This is a genomic window from Arcobacter sp. s6 (assembly GCF_040884245.1).
In the GTDB taxonomy this organism is placed as follows: Bacteria; Campylobacterota; Campylobacteria; order Campylobacterales; family Arcobacteraceae; genus Aliarcobacter.
The window spans coordinates 76,294-95,395 of the sequence record NZ_JBEVTN010000011.1 but is presented as its reverse complement, the minus strand read 5'-3'; the positions used below and the strand labels follow the sequence as shown (position 1 = coordinate 95,395).

At 27.1% G+C, this 19,102-nt stretch carries 20 protein-coding genes; 16 read left to right on the top strand and 4 right to left on the bottom strand.

The annotated features are described in order from the left end of the window. Positions 1–54: 54 nt before the first annotated feature. A complete protein-coding gene (pgeF, locus tag ABVS04_RS08330; protein WP_368030234.1) occupies positions 55–750 on the bottom strand; it encodes a peptidoglycan editing factor PgeF in 696 nt (231 codons plus the stop codon). Positions 751–822: 72 nt separating this feature from the next. Here pgeF and ABVS04_RS08325 point away from each other — a divergent pair, with 72 nt between their 5' ends. Genes ABVS04_RS08325 through ABVS04_RS08315 form a run of 3 tightly spaced genes read left to right on the top strand, consistent with a single transcriptional unit; the run spans position 823 to position 2,564 of the window. After that, on the top strand, positions 823–1,434 hold the full coding sequence (locus ABVS04_RS08325; protein ID WP_368030233.1) for a class I SAM-dependent methyltransferase: 612 nt from the start codon (positions 823–825) through the stop codon (positions 1,432–1,434). A gap of 25 nt (positions 1,435–1,459) precedes the next feature. Continuing rightward, on the top strand, positions 1,460–1,747 hold the full coding sequence (locus tag ABVS04_RS08320) for a DUF3144 domain-containing protein (RefSeq protein WP_368030232.1): 288 nt from the start codon (positions 1,460–1,462) through the stop codon (positions 1,745–1,747). A gap of 13 nt (positions 1,748–1,760) precedes the next feature. Beyond that, positions 1,761–2,564 (top strand): shikimate dehydrogenase, encoded by an 804-nt coding sequence (locus ABVS04_RS08315; protein ID WP_368030230.1) that lies wholly within the window; start codon positions 1,761–1,763, stop codon positions 2,562–2,564. 30 nt (positions 2,565–2,594) lie between these two features. On the opposite strand, the gene ABVS04_RS08310 is transcribed toward ABVS04_RS08315, so the two are convergent. Then, positions 2,595–3,467 (bottom strand): hypothetical protein, encoded by an 873-nt coding sequence (locus tag ABVS04_RS08310; protein WP_368030229.1) that lies wholly within the window; start codon positions 3,465–3,467, stop codon positions 2,595–2,597. Positions 3,468–3,731: 264 nt separating this feature from the next. On the opposite strand from ABVS04_RS08310, the gene ABVS04_RS08305 reads away from it, so the two are divergent. The 3 genes from ABVS04_RS08305 (at position 3,732) to ABVS04_RS08295 (ending at position 6,202) form a co-directional block, all read left to right on the top strand. Beyond that, complete coding sequence (locus ABVS04_RS08305) at positions 3,732–4,406, top strand: UPF0323 family lipoprotein (RefSeq protein WP_368030228.1); 675 nt, start codon at positions 3,732–3,734, stop codon at positions 4,404–4,406. After that, positions 4,407–5,585 (top strand): glutathionylspermidine synthase family protein, encoded by a 1,179-nt coding sequence (locus ABVS04_RS08300; protein WP_368030227.1) that lies wholly within the window; start codon positions 4,407–4,409, stop codon positions 5,583–5,585. Between the two features lie 143 nt (positions 5,586–5,728). Next, the gene (locus tag ABVS04_RS08295; protein WP_368030226.1) at positions 5,729–6,202 is read left to right on the top strand and encodes an acyl-CoA thioesterase; all 474 of its coding nucleotides are present in this window, start codon (positions 5,729–5,731) and stop codon (positions 6,200–6,202) included. An 80-nt stretch (positions 6,203–6,282) separates the two neighbouring features. Here ABVS04_RS08295 and ABVS04_RS08290 read toward each other — a convergent pair whose 3' ends face one another. Then, complete coding sequence (locus tag ABVS04_RS08290; RefSeq protein WP_368030225.1) at positions 6,283–7,875, bottom strand: ABC-F family ATP-binding cassette domain-containing protein; 1,593 nt, start codon at positions 7,873–7,875, stop codon at positions 6,283–6,285. An 87-nt stretch (positions 7,876–7,962) separates the two neighbouring features. Beyond that, the gene (locus ABVS04_RS08285) at positions 7,963–9,459 is read right to left on the bottom strand and encodes a hypothetical protein (RefSeq protein WP_368030224.1); all 1,497 of its coding nucleotides are present in this window, start codon (positions 9,457–9,459) and stop codon (positions 7,963–7,965) included. A 199-nt stretch (positions 9,460–9,658) separates the two neighbouring features. Between ABVS04_RS08285 and ABVS04_RS08280 the strand changes: the two genes are divergently transcribed. The 10 genes from ABVS04_RS08280 to ABVS04_RS08235 all read left to right on the top strand — a co-directional run bounded on the left by ABVS04_RS08280 (position 9,659) and on the right by ABVS04_RS08235 (position 19,036). Continuing rightward, on the top strand, positions 9,659–10,417 hold the full coding sequence (locus ABVS04_RS08280; RefSeq protein ID WP_368030223.1) for an SDR family NAD(P)-dependent oxidoreductase: 759 nt from the start codon (positions 9,659–9,661) through the stop codon (positions 10,415–10,417). A gap of 44 nt (positions 10,418–10,461) precedes the next feature. Next, positions 10,462–11,727: an MFS transporter gene (locus ABVS04_RS08275; RefSeq protein WP_368030222.1), complete on the top strand. Its 1,266-nt coding sequence runs from the start codon at positions 10,462–10,464 to the stop codon at positions 11,725–11,727. Between the two features lie 59 nt (positions 11,728–11,786). Further along, on the top strand, positions 11,787–12,299 hold the full coding sequence (locus tag ABVS04_RS08270) for a lipocalin family protein (protein ID WP_368030221.1): 513 nt from the start codon (positions 11,787–11,789) through the stop codon (positions 12,297–12,299). Next, positions 12,296–13,534 (top strand): NAD(P)/FAD-dependent oxidoreductase, encoded by a 1,239-nt coding sequence (locus tag ABVS04_RS08265; RefSeq protein ID WP_368030220.1) that lies wholly within the window; start codon positions 12,296–12,298, stop codon positions 13,532–13,534. The genes ABVS04_RS08270 and ABVS04_RS08265 overlap by 4 nt, the downstream gene beginning before the upstream one ends. Then, positions 13,531–14,283: a DUF1365 domain-containing protein gene (locus ABVS04_RS08260; protein WP_368030219.1), complete on the top strand. Its 753-nt coding sequence runs from the start codon at positions 13,531–13,533 to the stop codon at positions 14,281–14,283. Before ABVS04_RS08265 ends, ABVS04_RS08260 begins: the two co-directional genes overlap by 4 nt. Before the next feature lies 1 nt (position 14,284). Continuing rightward, positions 14,285–15,514, top strand: coding sequence for a class I SAM-dependent methyltransferase (locus ABVS04_RS08255; RefSeq protein ID WP_368030218.1), 1,230 nt, complete (start codon positions 14,285–14,287; stop codon positions 15,512–15,514). Continuing rightward, positions 15,511–16,038: a DUF3833 domain-containing protein gene (locus ABVS04_RS08250; RefSeq protein ID WP_368030217.1), complete on the top strand. Its 528-nt coding sequence runs from the start codon at positions 15,511–15,513 to the stop codon at positions 16,036–16,038. The genes ABVS04_RS08255 and ABVS04_RS08250 overlap by 4 nt, the downstream gene beginning before the upstream one ends. A 2-nt stretch (positions 16,039–16,040) precedes the next feature. Continuing rightward, positions 16,041–17,096, top strand: coding sequence for an EAL domain-containing protein (locus ABVS04_RS08245; RefSeq protein WP_368030216.1), 1,056 nt, complete (start codon positions 16,041–16,043; stop codon positions 17,094–17,096). Positions 17,097–17,230: 134 nt separating this feature from the next. Further along, positions 17,231–18,631, top strand: a complete 1,401-nt coding sequence (locus ABVS04_RS08240) for a methyl-accepting chemotaxis protein (RefSeq protein WP_368030215.1) — start codon at positions 17,231–17,233, stop codon at positions 18,629–18,631. Positions 18,632–18,640: 9 nt separating this feature from the next. Further along, positions 18,641–19,036, top strand: coding sequence for a PAS domain-containing protein (locus tag ABVS04_RS08235; RefSeq protein ID WP_368030214.1), 396 nt, complete (start codon positions 18,641–18,643; stop codon positions 19,034–19,036). The last annotated feature ends 66 nt before the right edge of the window (positions 19,037–19,102 follow it).

The window sequence follows — 19,102 nt, the reverse complement described above, 5'->3', positions numbered from 1 at the left end:
AAATTAAGCAAGTTATGTAAAAATTATGTAAAACCAGTAAACTAAATATAAAACTTAATTATAATTTAATTGTTCATTATTACTAAAACTTATAATACCTGCAAAACGTCCTGTTTGTGGATTTTTTCTAAAAGAGAAAAATGGCTCATCTGAACATTTTGTACAAATTTCTGAAACTCTAATATGTTTAATTCCAATTTCTTCTAAAAGCATGATATTAATTCCATGCAAATCAATATGTCTTCCATTACAAAATTTTTCACCAAATGAAGTTTTTACTATTTGAGCTAATTCATCGCTTACTTCATAACAACATTTATGAATACTTGGTCCCATAATTACTTTCATATTATCCACATTACAATTAAATTCTTTTATCATTTTATTCGCTGTTATTTGTGTGATTTTTTGAAAAGTTGAATTTCTTCCTGCATGAATAGCTGCAATTACACCCCTTATTTCATCGAAAATAAGTATAGGAATACAATCAGCCACCATAACCATAATAGGTAGGTCTTTATCATTTGTAATTATTGCATCGCAATTATCTATTAGTTTGGGTGAATCTTTAGTTACTATTTGAACATTATTTCCATGAACTTGATTCATATAAACTAAATCTTCACCTTTATAACCTAATAAAGCGGCAACTGCTTCTCTATTTTTATCCACATTTTCTTTTATATCATTTACATGATAAGCCAAATTTCCATCGTTTGTTGTACTAAAATAGTATTTAATATTATTCATAATTGCTCTTTTATTTGCTTTTGCTATAATTTAGCAAAATATTAATCAGTTATTGTTTAAGGATAAGAAAATATGAATAGATTTGATAATGTGGCAAAAGATTGGGAGAGCAAGCCCTCACGAGTTTTAACAGCAAAATCAAGTGTTGATAATATAATAGAAATTGTAGATTTAAAACCTGATTTTAAAATACTTGATTATGGTTGTGGAACGGGACTTGTAGGTTTTGGACTTAGCAATGAAACAAATACAGTTCTTGGAATGGACTATTCAATTGGTATGGTTGAAAAGTTTAATGAAAAAGCAAAAGAGTTAGGTTTTACAAATATAAGTGCAGTTCAACACAATATTAATGAACAAGATTTACCGCAAAATGAGTTTGATTTACTAGCTATTTCTATGACACTACATCATATAAAAGATACAGAAATGTTTATAAAAAAAGCAAAAAGTACTCTTAAAAATGGTGGATATTTATGTATAAATGATTTAGTGAAAGAAGATGGAACATTTCATGATGAACATAAAAACGAAGGAGTTGAACACTTCGGATATGACAAAGATGAACTTTGTGATTTAATCATAGAAAATGGATTTGAACTTCTTGAATATAAAATAGTTTACACAGATTATAGAAATAATAAAGAATATCCTATTTTTCAGATAATAGCACGTTCTAAATAATAAATTTAAATAAAAAGGAAAAATAATGGAAGAAAAGAATAATGGATTTTTAAAAAGAGCAGATGCACATATAGCACTTGCAAATGAACAATTAGCTCAAAAACTAACGCAAGGTGAAATAAGTGCATCTTTTATGTACGGATCTGCTAGATTTAGTGCTTGGATGGCTGCAACTTCATTTGAAACATCAGCTGATATGAAAGCTGAAAAACAAAAAGTTGTTGAATACTTTATGAAAGAGTATAAATTAGCATTAGAAGAACACTTAGATAATCATATAGAAAATTTTGATTTTTCAAACAACAAATTATAAAATAAGGGAATAAATGTCTGAAGCTAAAAAACACTTTGTTATATTTGGAAATCCAGTAGCTCACTCAAAATCACCACAAATGCAAAATGCAGGACTAAAGCATATAAATTTTGATGGAGATTATGGGAAACACCACCTAGAAAATGGAAGTACTATAAAAGAAGTTTTTTTACAAAACAACTATAGTGGAGCAAATATTACAGTTCCCCATAAAGAGTATGCCTATGAAAATGCAGATGAAGTAAGAGGATTGGCAAAAGAAATAAAAGCTGTAAATACTTATATAAATGAAAATGGCAAAATTATAGCCTATAATACAGATGCACCTGGATTTCTAAAAGCAATAGAAAGCTTTGGAGCTGTTAAAAATGTATTACTTTTAGGAGCAGGAGGAACTGCAAAAGCCATTGCCCTAGCCTTACAATCAAAAAACATAGAAGTAACAGTTTTAAATAGAAGCGAAGGAAAACTTGAGTTTTTTAGAAATCATAATATCAAATGCTCAACTTGGGATACATTCCAAACTCAAAACTTTGATTTAATAGTAAACTCTACAAGTGCTGGATTAAAAGATGAAGAACTTCCATGTCCGAAAGAGCTATTAGATAATGTTCTAAAAAATGCATCTTTTGCTTTTGACTGTGTATATGGGAAAATCACATCATTTTTAGTACTTGCAAGTGAAAATAAACTTCAAATCAAAGACGGAGAGGATATGCTTTTATTTCAAGGGGTTTTGGCATTTGAGCTTTTTACCAATACAAAAGCCGATAATAGTGTAGTTGAAGCTATGAGACAAGGTTTAAAAGGAGAATAAAAAGTTTTATTTACTTATTAGCTACGCAAATTATGCGTAGCCAAAAAGTGAACTAGAAGTTGTATTTTGTAAATATGTATTTATTTGACTATTATTATTTTGATTATTAATAGCTTTCAAAATTCCATCAAAACTTTTTGTGTCAATAGAAGAAGTTCCATCTTCACTTGTATTACTAGATTTTATTACATTCATTAAAACACTTAAATTATCTAAAGCATTTTGTTGATTTGAACTTAATGATGATGTTGAATCTATACTACTGCTACTATAAGCAGCTTGAAGCTCCGCAATGGAAACTACACCATCTTCATTTGTATCCATATCATCATATACTTCACTAGAGTCAGATGATGCCATTGGCGCACCTCCTCCACCTTGAGGACCAACACCTGCCAATGTTCCAACTTCTTTTGCATTAAATCCCGCTTCAGACATTGCATTTGCAAGTTCTTCTGAAGGCTCAATTCCTGCATCTTCAAAGGCTGCTACAATACTTTGTGCATCACTTTGACTTAAATTACTTGCATCATATTCTGATAGAATTGAAGAAATTGTATCCGATTGAGAAGAGGATAAAGATGTTGAACTACTACTTTCATTTCCAGATGGTACTTCAAAACCGAAAGATGAAAGCATAGACTGAAAATCTTCTTTAGAAGGCATTGATCCATCAAATTGAGACATAGCAGTCTCAATTGCTGTTGTTAATTCAGATTGACTTATTAAGCCACTTGAATCAGTATCATAAGACGAAAATATATCATTGCTAACACCCATTTCTTCAATACTAAGAGAAGAATCAGCATCAGAATCTTTTTTCGATATCATCTGAGTTGAAATGTTATTAGAAGTCGGTTGAATGAAATTCGCCATAATTCCCATATTTGCTGTATCTATCATGATATCTCCTTTTATAATTTAAATTATACTCTTTCAAAGTAAATATAAAGTAAATGTAATTTAATTATTTTATAAAAATATTGTTATTTTTTGCTAATTAGTTGTATTATTATTTATACTAAAAATTTATTTCTAATAGAATAAAAAAAGAAATTTATAATTTTTTGATTATTATAAATCAATTTGATATAATACTTTGATTTCTAAAATAGTCATAATAAAATATAAAAAATTTTAAGAGAATATTTAAAAAAGGTTAAAAAATTGAAAAAGAAAAATCATATTAAAAAAATATCAGATTATGCAATGGTTGGAGGATTAGGTTCTTTACTTGTTATAGGACTTATAGGTTGTGGAGATAGTTCTAATAACAATCAAGAACAACAAAATCAAGGACAAAATGATGCTTTTACAAATGCTAGCCAAAAGCAAGGTGCCTTTGTAATTGTTGAAGAAAGTGCCGATGGTAAATATAAGATTGCAGATGAATTTCCAGCTTCAAAAACAACTGTTGTTTTAAGAAAACCAGATGGAACAGAGAGAATTTTAAGTCAAGAAGAAATAGATGCTTTAGTTAAGGAAGAAGAGAAAAAAATAGATGCAGGAACTTCACCTTTAACAAATCCAAATGCAGAGGTAAGTAGCGGAGGAATGGGTCTTGGTGGAGTATTATTATCTTCAATTGCAGGTGCAATGATTGGATCTTGGCTTGGTAATAAATTATTTAATAATCAAAATTTCCAAAACCAAAGACAAACTCAATATAAATCACCTCAAACATATAGTAAATCACAAAGTTCATTCTCAAAAACTCCTGCAACTACAGGATCAAGTAGCTCAAGTAGTAAAAAAAGTGGTTTCTTTGGAGGAAATTCTAATTCAGGAGCAAAATCGAGTTCTTCTTCATTTGGTTCAAAAAGTTCAGGATTTGGGGGATAAATGAAATTAGAAAAATTAAAACCATTAACAGATGATTATTTAGAATCAATTGGATTTGTATGGCATACAGATGCTGATAATTCATCTTATGTAAGTGATGAAATTGTAGTTATTAATGAAGATGAAGCAAATACTTATTATGAAGCTTGTAATGAGTTATATGACATGTTTGCCGAAGCTGGTCAATATGTGATTGATAATGATCTTTTTCATGAAATAAATATTCCATTTAATTTAGTTGAAATGATAAAAGAGTCTTGGGAAAACGATGTTCACTGGCATCTCTATTCTAGGTTTGATTTAGCAGGTGGAATTGATGGAAAACCTATAAAACTAATTGAATTTAATGCAGATACTCCAACTTCACTTTTTGAAACAGCTATTATTCAATGGGCTATGCTGAAAGCAAATGGCTTAGATGAAGCTAGTCAGTTTAATAACCTATATGAAGCTTTAAAAGACAACTTCAAAAGAATCATTACCCTTGACACAGATATTGAAAAATTTGAAGAATATTATTCAACTCTAGGTTGGAAAATACTATTTTCTTCAATTTCAAATTCTAGTGAGGATATAAATACTACAAAACTTTTAGAGCATATTGCAAGTGAAGCTGGATTTAATACTGATTTTGAATTTATTGAAAATGTTCAATTTAGTGATGATGGTATTTTTAAAGATGAAGAGAGTTTTGAATTTTGGTTTAAACTAATTCCTTGGGAAAACATAGCTATTGAAGAGAGTGAATTAGCATTGATTTTAACAGAAATTATAAAAGAGAAAAAAGCAATTATTTTTAATCCTGCTTATACTTTAATGTTCCAATCAAAAGGTTTTATGAAAATATTATGGGATTTATATCCAAATCACCCATTACTTTTAGAAACATCTTTTGAACCATTAGAAAATAAAAAACAAGTTGAAAAAAGATGCTTTGGAAGAGAAGGAGCTAATACTAAAATCATAAATAGTGATGGAAGTATAGATGTGGAAACTTCTGGTGATTATGAAGGTCATAAAGCAATTTATCAAGAATATGTAGAATTGCCTACTGATTCTAAGGGTAATTCTTATCAAGCTGGCGTATTTTTTGCCTATGAAGCTTGTGGACTAGGATTTAGAAGAGGTGAAAAAATTCTAAACAATATGTCAAAATTTGTTGGTCATATTATAAAATAATACTTATTTAGAAAAATAGAAAAATGTTACTTTTTTCTATATTTTCTAAATCTATTAAACTATTTTTATAAATTGCTACGTTTATACTACTAAATTGTTTTATAATGGTTGATATTTCAATAATTATAATACAAGGTTTAAAAATGAGCGAAGAAGTAAAAAGAGAAAAATCTCTAACAATGACTATGTTAATGACACCAGATAAAGCCAACTTTTCTGGTAAAAATGTTCACGGTGGTGAAATTTTAAAAATGTTAGATCATGTTGCATATGCTTGCGCAGCAAGATATACAGGAATGTATGCTGTAACATTATCAGTTGACATGGTTTTATTTAAAGATCCTATTAAAATTGGTTCTCTTGTTACTTTCCATGCATCTGTTAACTACACGGGAAGAACTTCTATGGAAATTGGTATTAAAGTAATTTCAGAAGATATTAAAGATCATACAATCAAAAATACAAATGTTTGTTATTTCACTATGATTTCAGTTGATGAAGCAGGTAAACCAGCACCTGTTCCAAAATTAGATTTAGTTACAGAAGATGATAAAAGAAGATATAATGATGCTATTTCTAGAAGAGAAATCAGAATGTCATCAAGACATTCTAAATAATATTTTTTTCATTAACATAAAAAAAGGGGAAGATTTTAAAATCTTCCCCTTTTTTATTTCAAAATTTTATGTAAAATATATTAAGCCTCTTTAGACTCAATATACTCCTCATAACTTCCTTTAAAGTCAACTATTGTTCCACCAGGTTGGATTTCAATAATTCTATTTGCAAATGCATCTAATAATTCCCTATCGTGAGATACACAAATTACAGAACCAGGATATTCAAGTAATCCCTCTCCTAATGCAATAATAGCTTCAAGATCCAAGTGATTTGTAGGCTCATCTAAAACTAAGAAGTTTCCTTGTTCTAACATAATTTTAGAAAGCATCATTCTATGTTTTTCACCCCCACTACAAGAAGTTACTTTTTTTTCTTGCTCTTGACCGTTAAATAACATTCTTCCTAGACAGTTTCTAATCTCAGAAATATCTGCATCTCTATCACAATTTCTTAACCAATCATATAAAGTAAAATCACCTTCAATTAAATCAGTTGTATTTTGTGGAAAATATGAGTTTTGAATAGTTGCACCCCATAAAACTTCACCACTATCAGCTTTAATATTTCCTTCTAAAATTTCACAAAGTGTAGTTTTACCAATACCATTTGTACCAATTAAAGCTATTTTATCACCTTTTTCAACTGTGAAAGTAATATCATTTAACACAACTTCACCATCATAAGATTTAGAAATATTTTTAGCTGTTAATAACTCTTTTCCAACTTCTCTTTTTTGTTTAAAGATAATAGAAGGATCTCTTCTACTTGATACTTGAATTGCTCCAACATCTAACTTATCAAGTTGTTTTTGTCTAGAAGTTGCTTGTTTTGCTTTTGAAGCATTTGCACTAAATCTAGCAATGAATTTTTCAAGTTCATCTTTCTCTTTTAGTTTTCTGTTCACATCTTTTTCATTTTGTTTAGCAAGTACTGTTGAAGCGATATACCAATCATCATAAGTTCCTGTAAATTCTCTAATTTGTTTAAAGTCAACATCTAAAATATGTGTACAAACTGCATTTAAAAAGTGTCTATCATGAGAAATAACAACCATTGTTCCATCGTGGTGTTGTAATTGATTTTCTAACCAACCAATAGTTGCAATATCTAAGTTATTTGTAGGCTCATCTAAAAATAAAACATCTGGTTTTGGATATAAAACTTGAGCTAATAAAACTTTAAATTTATCTCCACCTGTTAATGTACTCATTAAATCTTGATGAGTAGCAGCAGGAAAACCTAAGTCTTCTAAAATTCTAGTGATTTTTACATCATATTCATAAGTTGGATCTTCTTCACAACAAATAATTTCAAGCTCTGCTAATCTATCATTTATTTCATCTGTAAATTCAGGACTCATGTAAAGTTCTTCTTTTTCTTTTACAGCATCATGAAGTTTTTTATTACCTAAAAGTACTGCATCAAAAATTGTATTATTTTCATATGCAAATTGATTTTGAGATAAAGTTCCTACTTTTTTACCATTTTGTACTTGAACTTCACCTTCAGTTGCTTCTTCTTGTCCAGCTAAAATTTTTAAAAATGTAGTTTTACCAGCACCATTAGCACCAATTAATCCATATCTTTTACCAGTATCTAATTTTACATTTATGTCTTGGAATAAAACTCTTGGACCAAAAGATTTTTTAAGATTGACAGTTTGAACCATATTACAATTATCTCCATTTATTTTTTATTTGTGTATTGATTTCGCGATTATATCAAAAAAATCATAGTTAAGACTTAATTTTTCTTCCTATAATTCTTGTTCAAAAGCTAATTTCATAATATCATCTTCTGTTAAAGCATCACTTTTTTCATCACTAGGAGGATATTTAATCCATAGAACTTTTGTTTTTAATTGATCTAATTGGTATTTAGTAAGGTTTTTAATCAAAGCATCTGTTACCATTTCTTTTGTTAAAGTTCCAGCATTTAGCATTTTTTTAACAACTTTTTCTAAATTCTTTTTAGTTGCTTCAAATGTTTTTTCTTCATCTGTTAAAGCAATATATTCTTGATCTAAATACTTCATTACTAAATCACCAGGATATTTATAAGTGGTTATTCCCTTATAATTGTATTTTTGGCACTTTAATCTAGGAATATAGACACCTGTAAAAACATATCCTATTACATTATTTAGACCTTCTAAATCTCTTAATGGATTATGGGAACAAATAAAATCCTCTTTAACTAAAGATGGAGCATTTTGTAATGATGTAACATTATTATGTAAAATAATAAAACTCCCACCAACTTCTTTAGGACCACCTTTTAGGGATGTTAATTCATTTTTATGTGCTAAGAAACTTCCAGTAACTTTTTTAGGACTTCCCTCAAGGGTTGTTAATTCATTATTACTAATATCAAAATCACCTTCAATAACATTAAAATTAAGTGGTAATTTAACTAAACTAGTAAGTTTATCAGATAGTTTTACATCTCCATGGACATCTACTGAATTATCTTTTAAAATACTAAAGCTTCTAATATCATGCTTTCTAAGCCATTTATTTATTTCATCAATAGTTGTTAAAGCAACGATTGGTTTATAAATATGAGCAATAACTTCATTACCTTTATATCTCCAATATTTTTCTTCTTCATTATAAGAGCTTGTTACATGATTTAATCTAATATCAGTTATTAAATCCCAACCAATTTCATCAGCAATGCTATCTAAATCTGTCAAATTATTTCCATTACAGATATAATCTTGTCCGACAGAAACAGGTCCTCCTGATAATCTTTCAATAAAATTATGTGAACAATCAAAATACGTATCTATATATTGAGGACCACCTTTTAAATTAATTAATCTATTATCAGAACAGTTAAAATGCCCTTTTATAGTTCGTGGGCTTCCTTTAATTGATGTTAATTCGTTAAAAGAACAATTAAAGCTTCCTTTTACTTCTTTAGGAGCATATGATAAAGTTTTTAATTTATTATTAGAACAATCAAATTCTCCAGCTTCAGAAGGGCCTTCAAATAATGAATCTAATTTATTTCTAGAGCAATTAAAATCTCTTGTTACTACTTTAGGACAACCTTCAAGCGAAGTAAGATTGTTATTACTTATGTCAAAATAGCCATCTACCATTTTAAATTTTACTGGTAGTTTTTTACCATTTAATCTCTCATTTAAGTTAACATTACCTTGAACAGTAATGTACAAATCTTCAGAAATCATATAATTATTTATTGAATGTTCTTTAAGCCAAGCTTCGATTTCTCCAAGATTATTCATCTGGTACCTTTTTATTACTTTTATTAATTTTAAGTTATCATTTTATCATTTTATTTCTTAACCCTTAAATATATTTAAAATCTCTTTTTTCAAATTATTCTTTATTAAACTACAAATATAACATACCAAAAATCTTTTTATTCTCATATAATCGCACTAAGTTAGTACATAACTAGCTTACATATAAAAGGTTTTTATCATGGAAACAAAGATTTGGATTATTGGTTCTAGTTCTGGAATTGGTTTAGAGTTAGTTAAACTTTGCTTACAAAGTAATTATAAAGTAATAGCAAGTTCTAGAAATGCTAAGAATACAGAAGAATTATTGCAACTAAAATCAATTTATACATACAAATTAGAATTGTTAGACATTGATGTTTCAAGTAATGAAAATGTTACTAAATGTGTGGATGAAGCATTTACTGTTTTTAATGATTTAGATATTTGTTTTTTCAATGCAGGAGTTTACGATTCTATGAATATAGAACAATGGGATATTTCAAGCTTTGAATCGATGATAAATACAAACTACTTAGGTGCTGTTAGAATTTTAAAACCACTAGCTAGTTATTTAGAAAAACAAAAAAAAGAATCAAGAGTTATATTAAATGCAAGTTTATCAAGCTACTTTGGATTACCTTATGGTGGAGCTTATAGTGCATCAAAAGCAGCTTTAGTAAATCTTGCACAGTCAATTCAACCTGAATTATTACGAAAAAATATTTATTTACAAATAATAAATCATGGTTTTGTAAAAACAAGATTGACTGCAAAAAATGATTTTGACATGCCTCAATTAATACAGCCTGAAATTGCTGCTAAAAAAATATTTGAGCATTTTAATAAACCATATAGTTTTGAAATTTCGTTTCCTTTTATTTTGTCAAAATTTTTACGTTTAATATCTCTTATTCCGTATAAATTGAGTTTTTTAATAACAAAAAAGTTTTTGAAATGATTACAGTTAAAAAATATGTGAAATATATAACAAATTAGATTTAAATGAATAATAATAACCCAAAAAGCAATGAAATTCTTACCTATGGAATATTAGGAATTCCTATTGCTTTTTTGGGATTCCCTTTATATATTTATCTGCCTACTTTTTATGTTGAATATGTAAATTTAAGTGTTGGTGCAGTTGGAGTTATTTTATTAATTGCTAGATTATTAGATATGATATTAGATCCTTTTATTGGCAATTTTACTGATAAACACAATAAATTCAATATCATATTAGTTTCTTCATTTTTTATTTTATTTGGTTTATATTTTTTAATTAAACCTATTTATTTCAACTCTTTATGGTTATTTTTCTTTTCCTTTATAACTTATATTTCCTATAGTTTTGTAATGATTCCTTATCTTACTTTAAACTCACAAATTAGCAACAATTCAGTAAATAATACAAAATTAGCATTTTCAAGGGAAGTTTTTATAGTTCTTGGTGTTTTAATATCTTTATTATTTCCTTATATCTTTTTAGTTGCAGATGATTCTAAAAAAAGCTTAGAGTTATTACTATATACCTGTATGATAATTTTTCCTATTTTTTCAATAATATTTTACTTCAAATTAAAACATTTTGAAAACACAAAAAATAATATTTCAAAAGTTTCAAATAATGAATTTTTAAAATCAATAAATTTCTTCTTTGAAAGTTTTCCTCAACATAAAAAACTATTTTTGGCTTTTCTAATAAATAATCTAGCAAACGCACTACCTGCCACCCTATTTTTGTTTTTTGTAAAATTTGTATTAGAGTTAGAAGAAAAGACTGGCCTTTTTTTAATTATTTATTTTTTAAGTGCAATTTTAACTTTCCCATTATGGATTAAATTATCCATAAAAATATCAAAAAAAACCACATGGATTTTATCTATGATTACAGCATGTGTAGCTTTCTTTTTTGTGCCTTTTTTACAACAAAATGATTTTTTATACTTTGTCATTATTTGTATAATAACAGGTATGAGTTTAGGTGCTGATATGGCACTACCCTCTTCTATCCAAGCTGATGTAGCACAAGAAAGTAAAAAAATAAATAACGATATTTCAGGTATTTTATTTGGTTTTTGGGCAATGATTACAAAATTTTCATTGGCTTTAGCTGTTGCTATTTCATTTATAGCTTTAGAATTTACCTCTTTTGATACACAAAATATAAACGAAAACTCAATTATTGTAATTATAGTTTTATACTCAATAGTGCCTATTTTTCTAAAATTAATATCAATTATTTTTCTATCAAAATATAAACTAACATAAATCAACTACAAGCATCCCTTTTTTTATAATAAATTACACTATACAAAGAAGGAGTACTTGTGAAATCAATTTTATTAATACTAATTATTTTTTCATCACTATTTGCAAGCACTTCCTTTGATGTAAATTCATTTGATAAGAAAAAGTTTTCAGGCTTATGGTATGAGATAGCTAGGACTTACAACTCTTTTCAAGAAAATTGTGTTGCTTCAAGTGTTGAATATATCTTAGAAGATGATTCGTATGATGTATTTAATAGATGCTTTGAAAATGAACTTGATGGTAAATTAATCCAATACAATGGAGATGCAAAAATAAGTCAACTTAAAAATAATATAAACCTAGATATGACCTATTTTTACCTATTTACATCATCTTATAAAATAATATATTTAAACAATTATGAAACAGCCATCATAGCAAATGATGATTACTCTAATCTTTGGATTATGAGTAGAGTTCCATCTATTGACCAATCTGAATTAACAATGATTTTAAAAGACTTGGAAAAAAAGATGGATATTTCAAAATTAGTATTTACAAAACTTGATCCAAAAGGAAGATATAAATGAAAATAGCAGTATTAGGAGCTGGAATTAGCGGTCTTGGAAGCGCTTATATTTTAAGTCAAAAATATGAAGTAGATTTATATGAAAAAGAGAATCGTTTAGGAGGTCATGCTAGAACTACTATTATTAATGATGAAAATAAAACTTTTGGAGTAGATACTGGTTTTTTAGTTTTTAATGAGCCTACATATCCACTTTTGACAAAATTATTTAAACAACTTGATGTAAAAATTGAGAACTCAGATATGAGTTTTGCTTTTTGGGATAAGATTAAAAACATAGCTTATAATGGCTCTTCTGTAAAAGGAATGTTTGCTCAAAAAAGAAATCTGTTTTCTCTTAGTCATTATAAAATGATAAAAGATATTTTAGATTTTAATGAAAGAGCAAATAGTGACCTACTTTATAATAACAGAACTTTAGATAAGTCACTGGGTGAATATATAAGTTCTTATTCAAAAGCTTTTAAAGAGAGATATCTTCTTCCAATGGGTGCTGCTATTTGGTCAACACCAAGTGATGAAATGAATGATTTTCCTGCTCGTACTTTTCTTACTTTTTTTAAAAACCATGGACTTTTGGGTATCGATTCTCATCATCAATGGCTAACTATTAGCAATGGAAGTATAAATTATGTAAATAAAATAAAAGAGAAAATTTCTGGAAAAATATTTCTAAACTCAGATGTGATAAAAATAAGAAGAGTTGAAAATGGTGTTTATTTGATACATAAAAATGGTGAAAAAAGTTTTTATGATAAAGTAGTATTAGCTATGCATGCACCTGATGCATTAAAAATATTAGATGATGCAACATCAAAAGAGATTGAAATATTAAGCGCATTTAAATACAAAGAAAACAGCGCTATTTTACACAATGATAATAATATTTTATATCCAAATAAAAAAATGTATGCAGCATGGAATTATACAAATTCATATATAAAAAGTGATTTAGTTACTTTAACTTACTGGATAAATACTTTACAAAATTTAAAAACAAAAAAAGATTATTTTGTATCATTAAATGAAATACAACATATAGAACATGTAATTGAAAGAATATCCTACGATCATCCACAATTTAATCTTGAAGCTATAAATATGCAAAAAAGAAAAAATGAAATTAGTGGATATAACAACACTTTTTATGCTGGGGCTTATTGGAGATATGGATTCCATGAAGATGGACTATTATCTGCAAATGAAATAGGAAAAACATTAGGTTGTCAATTATGAAAAATCTAACAAATCACAAATTTTATGAAGGAACAATTTACCACAAAAGATTTCATCCAAAAGTGCATGAATTTAAATATAACTTTTATTTATTAGATATCAATTTAAATTATTTTGAAGGCTTAAAAAATATTTTATTTTCAATAAATAAATTAAATCTTTTAAGCTTTAAAGCAAAAGATCATTTTGGAAAATCTAATGATTTCTTACAAAATGTAGATGAGTTACTAGAAAAATTTAATATCAAAAAAACTAATAATATGAGGTTTTTCACTCTTCCTAGAGTTTTAAATTTTGTTTTTAATCCAATTAGTGTACTGATTGTTTTTGACAATAACAACCAAGCAACTCATTTATTAGCAGAAGTGCACAACTACAATAAAGGAAGAGTAGTTTATCCAATCCTTTTAGAAAAAAAAGGAAATTCATATACGGGAAAAGTAAAAAAAGACATGTATGTTTCTCCATTTTTTAAAAGTGATGGAGTTTATGAATTCCAACTAAAATATGATGAAAATAAACTATTTTTCAAAATAGATTTATTTGAAGATAATGAGTACAAATTAACAGCTATTTTTAATTCAAAAGCAAAAGATTTTAATAAAAAAAGTAGTTTAAATATATTTTTCAAATATATGTTTAGTACTTTTTTAGTAGTTACAAGAACTTATTTTCAGGCTGTTAAACTATTTATAAAAGGATTAAAAATTTATACCCCAAGAGATCAAGACAAAGAAAGGAGATACTAAAATGCAAAGATTATGGAATAAATTTGGAGATAACTTTTTTTCAAAAATAAAAGTTGGAACATTAGAAGTTATCTATACAGATGGAAATAAAAAATTATATGGCGAAAAAAAAGAAGATAAAAAAATAACAATCACAATAAAAAACAGTAAATTCTTTTATAGAGTTGCGCTATATGGGGATATTGGTTTTGCAGAGAGTTATATAGATGAAGATTTTGAAACATCTGATTTAACAAAATTAATTGAACTTGCTCTTTTAAATGCAAAATATTTAGGAACTACAAGTGAAAATGAGAAAAACAATAAATTTATAAATATAATGCCAATTTTCAATAAAATTAAACACACTATGAGAAAAAACTCAAAAACAAATTCAAGAAAAAACATATCTGCTCATTATGATTTATCTAATGATTTTTATAAACTAATGCTTGATGAAACAATGATGTATTCAAGTGCTGTTTTTAATCATAAATATGAAGACTTATATACAGCTCAAAAAAACAAATTAGAAAAATTATCAAGTAAGTTAAATCTTAGAGAAAACTCAAATGTTTTAGAGATAGGTTCAGGCTGGGGAGCTATGGCTTTACATCTAGCAAATGATAAAAAATGTAAAGTAACAACGGTTACCTTAAGTAATGAGCAAAAAAAACTTTGTGAAGATAGATTCAAAGAGCATAGTGTTGAAGATAAAATAGATATTTTACTAAAAGATTATAGGGATTTAAATGGAACATTTGATGCAATTATTGCCATTGAGATGTTTGAAGCCGTGGGGAAAGAATACTTTCATATCTTTTTTAAAAAATGCCAAGAGCTTCTTAAACCAAATGGACTTTTAGTTTTACAAGTTATTACAATGCCTGATCAAAGATATAAAGATTATTCAAAAGGAACGGATTTTATTCAAAAATATGTTTTTCCAGGTGGTCACCTTCCTAGTATTTCAAAAATACTTGAAGTCACAAGTAAACATACAAGATTAAATCTAAATCATCTTGAAGAGTTTACAGAAGATTATGCAAAAACTCTTAATATTTGGCATGAAAACTTCCAAAATAAATTAGAAGATGTAAAAAAATTGGGATTTGATAATTATTTCATAAGAATGTGGAAAATGTACCTAAACTATTGTGAAGCTGCATTTATTACTAGAAATATAAATTTACATCAATTAGTGTTTACAAAAGATCAAAATATTGATTTAAACAAAGGATTAATAGCATGAAAAACTTAATTATCATATTTTTCACAACAATACTACTAACAGGATGTACAGGCATGAAAATAGAAGACTTTAATAACACAAATCCAGAATTTATTCCACAAGAATATTTCAATGGTAAATTAAGAGCTTATGGTTTAGTAAAAGATAGAAGTGGAAAAATCACAAGAACATTTAAAGGAGAAATGATTGGCTCTTGGGACAAAAATGGAATTGGAACACTTGATGAATATTTTGTTTATAACGATGGTGAAGAGATGAAAAGAGTTTGGACTCTAAAACCAACAGCAGATAAAAAATTCATAGCAACTGCAAATGATATAATTGGTGAAAGTCCAATGATTGCAAATGGAAATACAGTAATGTTAGATTATATTATGAGAATTCCTTATAATGATTCAACATTGGATATAGCGGTTCAAGATTGGCTACATTTACAAGAAGATGGTGTTATAATAAATCATTCAAAAATGAAAAAATTTGGCTTTGTTGTTGGAGAACTCGTAATTACAATCATTAAGGATTAAAAATGCCATGCAAATGTAGAGATATATTTTATATAAGTGAGAAAAAAAGTGAAATTCATTTTATTACTCAAATAAATGAGTTAATAATTAAATCATCGAGAATTTTTAAAAACCTTGGATTTAAAAGCAAAAAAGTTGAAAATATCATATCTATTGAAGTGGATAATCCAAGGGAATTTTTTGAAGAAAATTTTGATTATTTAAATACAAATTTTCATGATTTAGAAAAAGATGAAATAAAAATATTTATTGAAAATGAAGATAATAAATTAACTCTTAGTAGCATATTATCTACAAAGGCTCTAAATAGATATCTGCATTTTATTGAAGATAGGAATTTCTTTGATATCATTGAAAACCATAGTTTAACAGCCTACTTCCAACCAATAATAGATATGCAAACAAATAAAATATTTGCCTATAAAACTCTAACACGTGGGGTTTTACCAAATGGTGATTTAATGTATCCAGATGTTTTATTTACAAAATCTGCAAGAAATGATATGAATTTTACACTTGATAGAATGTGTCGAGAAACTGCACTTAAAACAACAGCTGTTAAAAAAATAGATGCAAAGGTATTTATAAACTTTATTCCAACATCTATTTATGATCCTGAATTTTGTTTAGCTTCAACTGTAAAATGGGCAAAACAACTAGAATTTGATCCCAAAAATATAGTTTTTGAAGTTGTAGAAACTCAAAATGTAAAAGATAAAGAACATTTAAAAACTATATTAAATTATTATAGAAAAGAAGGTTTTTTAATTGCTCTTGATGATGTGGGAGAAGGATATTCATCTTTAAATATGATTATTGACATAAAACCTGACATTATAAAAGTTGATAGAAATATCATCGAAAACATAGATAAAGATTCAATGAAACAATCGATATATAAAGCCCTAAAAGGAATTTGTTTCGATAATGGAATAAAAATACTAGCAGAAGGAGTTGAGACTCCATATGAGCTAGAGAAAGTAAAAGAAATAGGTGTTGATTATGCGCAAGGTTATTATTTTGCAAAACCTAGTGCTGAAATTATTAGGCTTATTTAGGAAATTAATTTATAAGCTGCTTTATAGAGTGTTTTAAACTTTAAAATATATGTTTTTTATGTATTTTTTTGAAACATTTTTATTATTTTTATATTATAATAGTGAATAACTGTTCAGAAAAAGGTAATTTTAAAATGCTCTTAAATTTAACTACAAAAAAAAGGTTATTACTAAATTTAGTACTAACTCAATTGGGATTTGCAATTATAAGCATAGTTGCGATATTAAGTGATCATACAGTCACTGCTATAATTACTGTAAATGTTGTTTTTGCAATAATTATTACTTATTTAACTGTGTATTCAATGAATAGAATCGTAGGTGGTATAGAAAGACTTAAAAGATACATAGATGAACTTATGGATTTTGCTTTTTATAAAACAAACAGAATAAAAAAAGCTCAATATATAAAAGATGATGATATTGGATTTATTTTAAAAGAATTAAATTTATATGTTGATAAATTTGATTTAATGAGAAAAAAAGATATGCATGTTTTGGGTGAAGTTGTAATTGCATTAAATAAAGTTTCTCAAGGAATCTATACATCAAAAATACATGCTGATTCTGAAAATTTTATGATAAGTACCCTAAAAAGAATTGTTAATGAAATGCTAGAAACTACCAACCAAAATATGGAAGAACTAGTTACTATCATGGATAAATATACCCATCAAGATTATCGAGATCAAATGAATATAAACCCTATACTAAAAGGGAAAATGCTAATAACCATGGAACAGATAAATAAATTAGGTAAAGAGTTAAATGATAATGCCAAACTTAATTTAAAAAATGGAACTCAATTAGAAAGCAATTCTACATCAATGCATAAATCTGTTGAAAATTTATCGGTAAGGGCAAATGAACAAGCAGCTTCACTTGAAGAAACTGCTGCTGCTTTAGAAGAAATTACATCAATAACAAAAAATAATAATCAAAATGCTATAAAAATGGCTGATTTAAGTAAGATGGTAAAAGAATCCGTTATTTCAGGGGAACAGTTAGCTAAACAAACAGCTTTGGCTATGGATGAAATAAATCAAAAAGTAAAAGCAATAAATGAAGCAATAACAGTAATTGATCAAATAGCATTTCAAACAAATATTTTATCACTAAATGCAGCTGTTGAATCTGCAACAGCAGGAGAAGCTGGACGTGGATTTGCAGTTGTTGCAGGAGAAGTTAGAAATTTAGCAACAAGAAGTACACAAGCTGCACATGAAATCAAAAAACTAGTTGAAAATGCTTCATTTAAAACAAGTGAAGGCAAAAAGATTTCAGATGAAATGAGTGATGGATATAACAACTTAAATCAACTTATTTCCCAAACTATAAATATTATTCAAGATGTAAGTATTGCATCAAATGAACAGTTATCAGGAATAGAACAAATAAATCATGCAGTATCAATACTAGATAAAGTAACTCAAGAAAATGCGAATGAAGCAAACAGTGTAGCTAAATTTGCTGATGAAACACTCTTAATGGCACAAGTTTTAGTAAATGATGCAAAAAGCAAAAAAGTAAAGTAGGATAAGATAATGGAAAAAGAAATAATTTTAGATGATTTTGCTTTTTTAGTAAGTGAAACTGATGAAAAAGGTATTATAATTTTTGCTAATGATGATTTTTGTAAACTAGCAGAATATAGTGTTGATGAATTAATAGGAAAACCTCATAACATAGTTCGGCATAAAGATATGCCAAAAGCTGCATTTAAAGACCTTTGGGATACTGTAAAAAAAGATCAAGTATGGAGTGGTTATGTTAAAAATGCCACAAAATCAGGGAACTATTATTGGGTTTTTGCAACAGTGTTTCCAACAATTACATCAGATGGTAAAAAAGGTTTTCTATCATGTAGAAGAAAAGCTACTACAGAAGAAATCAACGAACATATACCGATTTATAAAGAGTTAGTAGCACAAGAAAAATAAAGGCGAAAAAGATAAATTATCTTTTTCACTTATATTCAAAAATTATAAATAGTTTTAAGAATACAA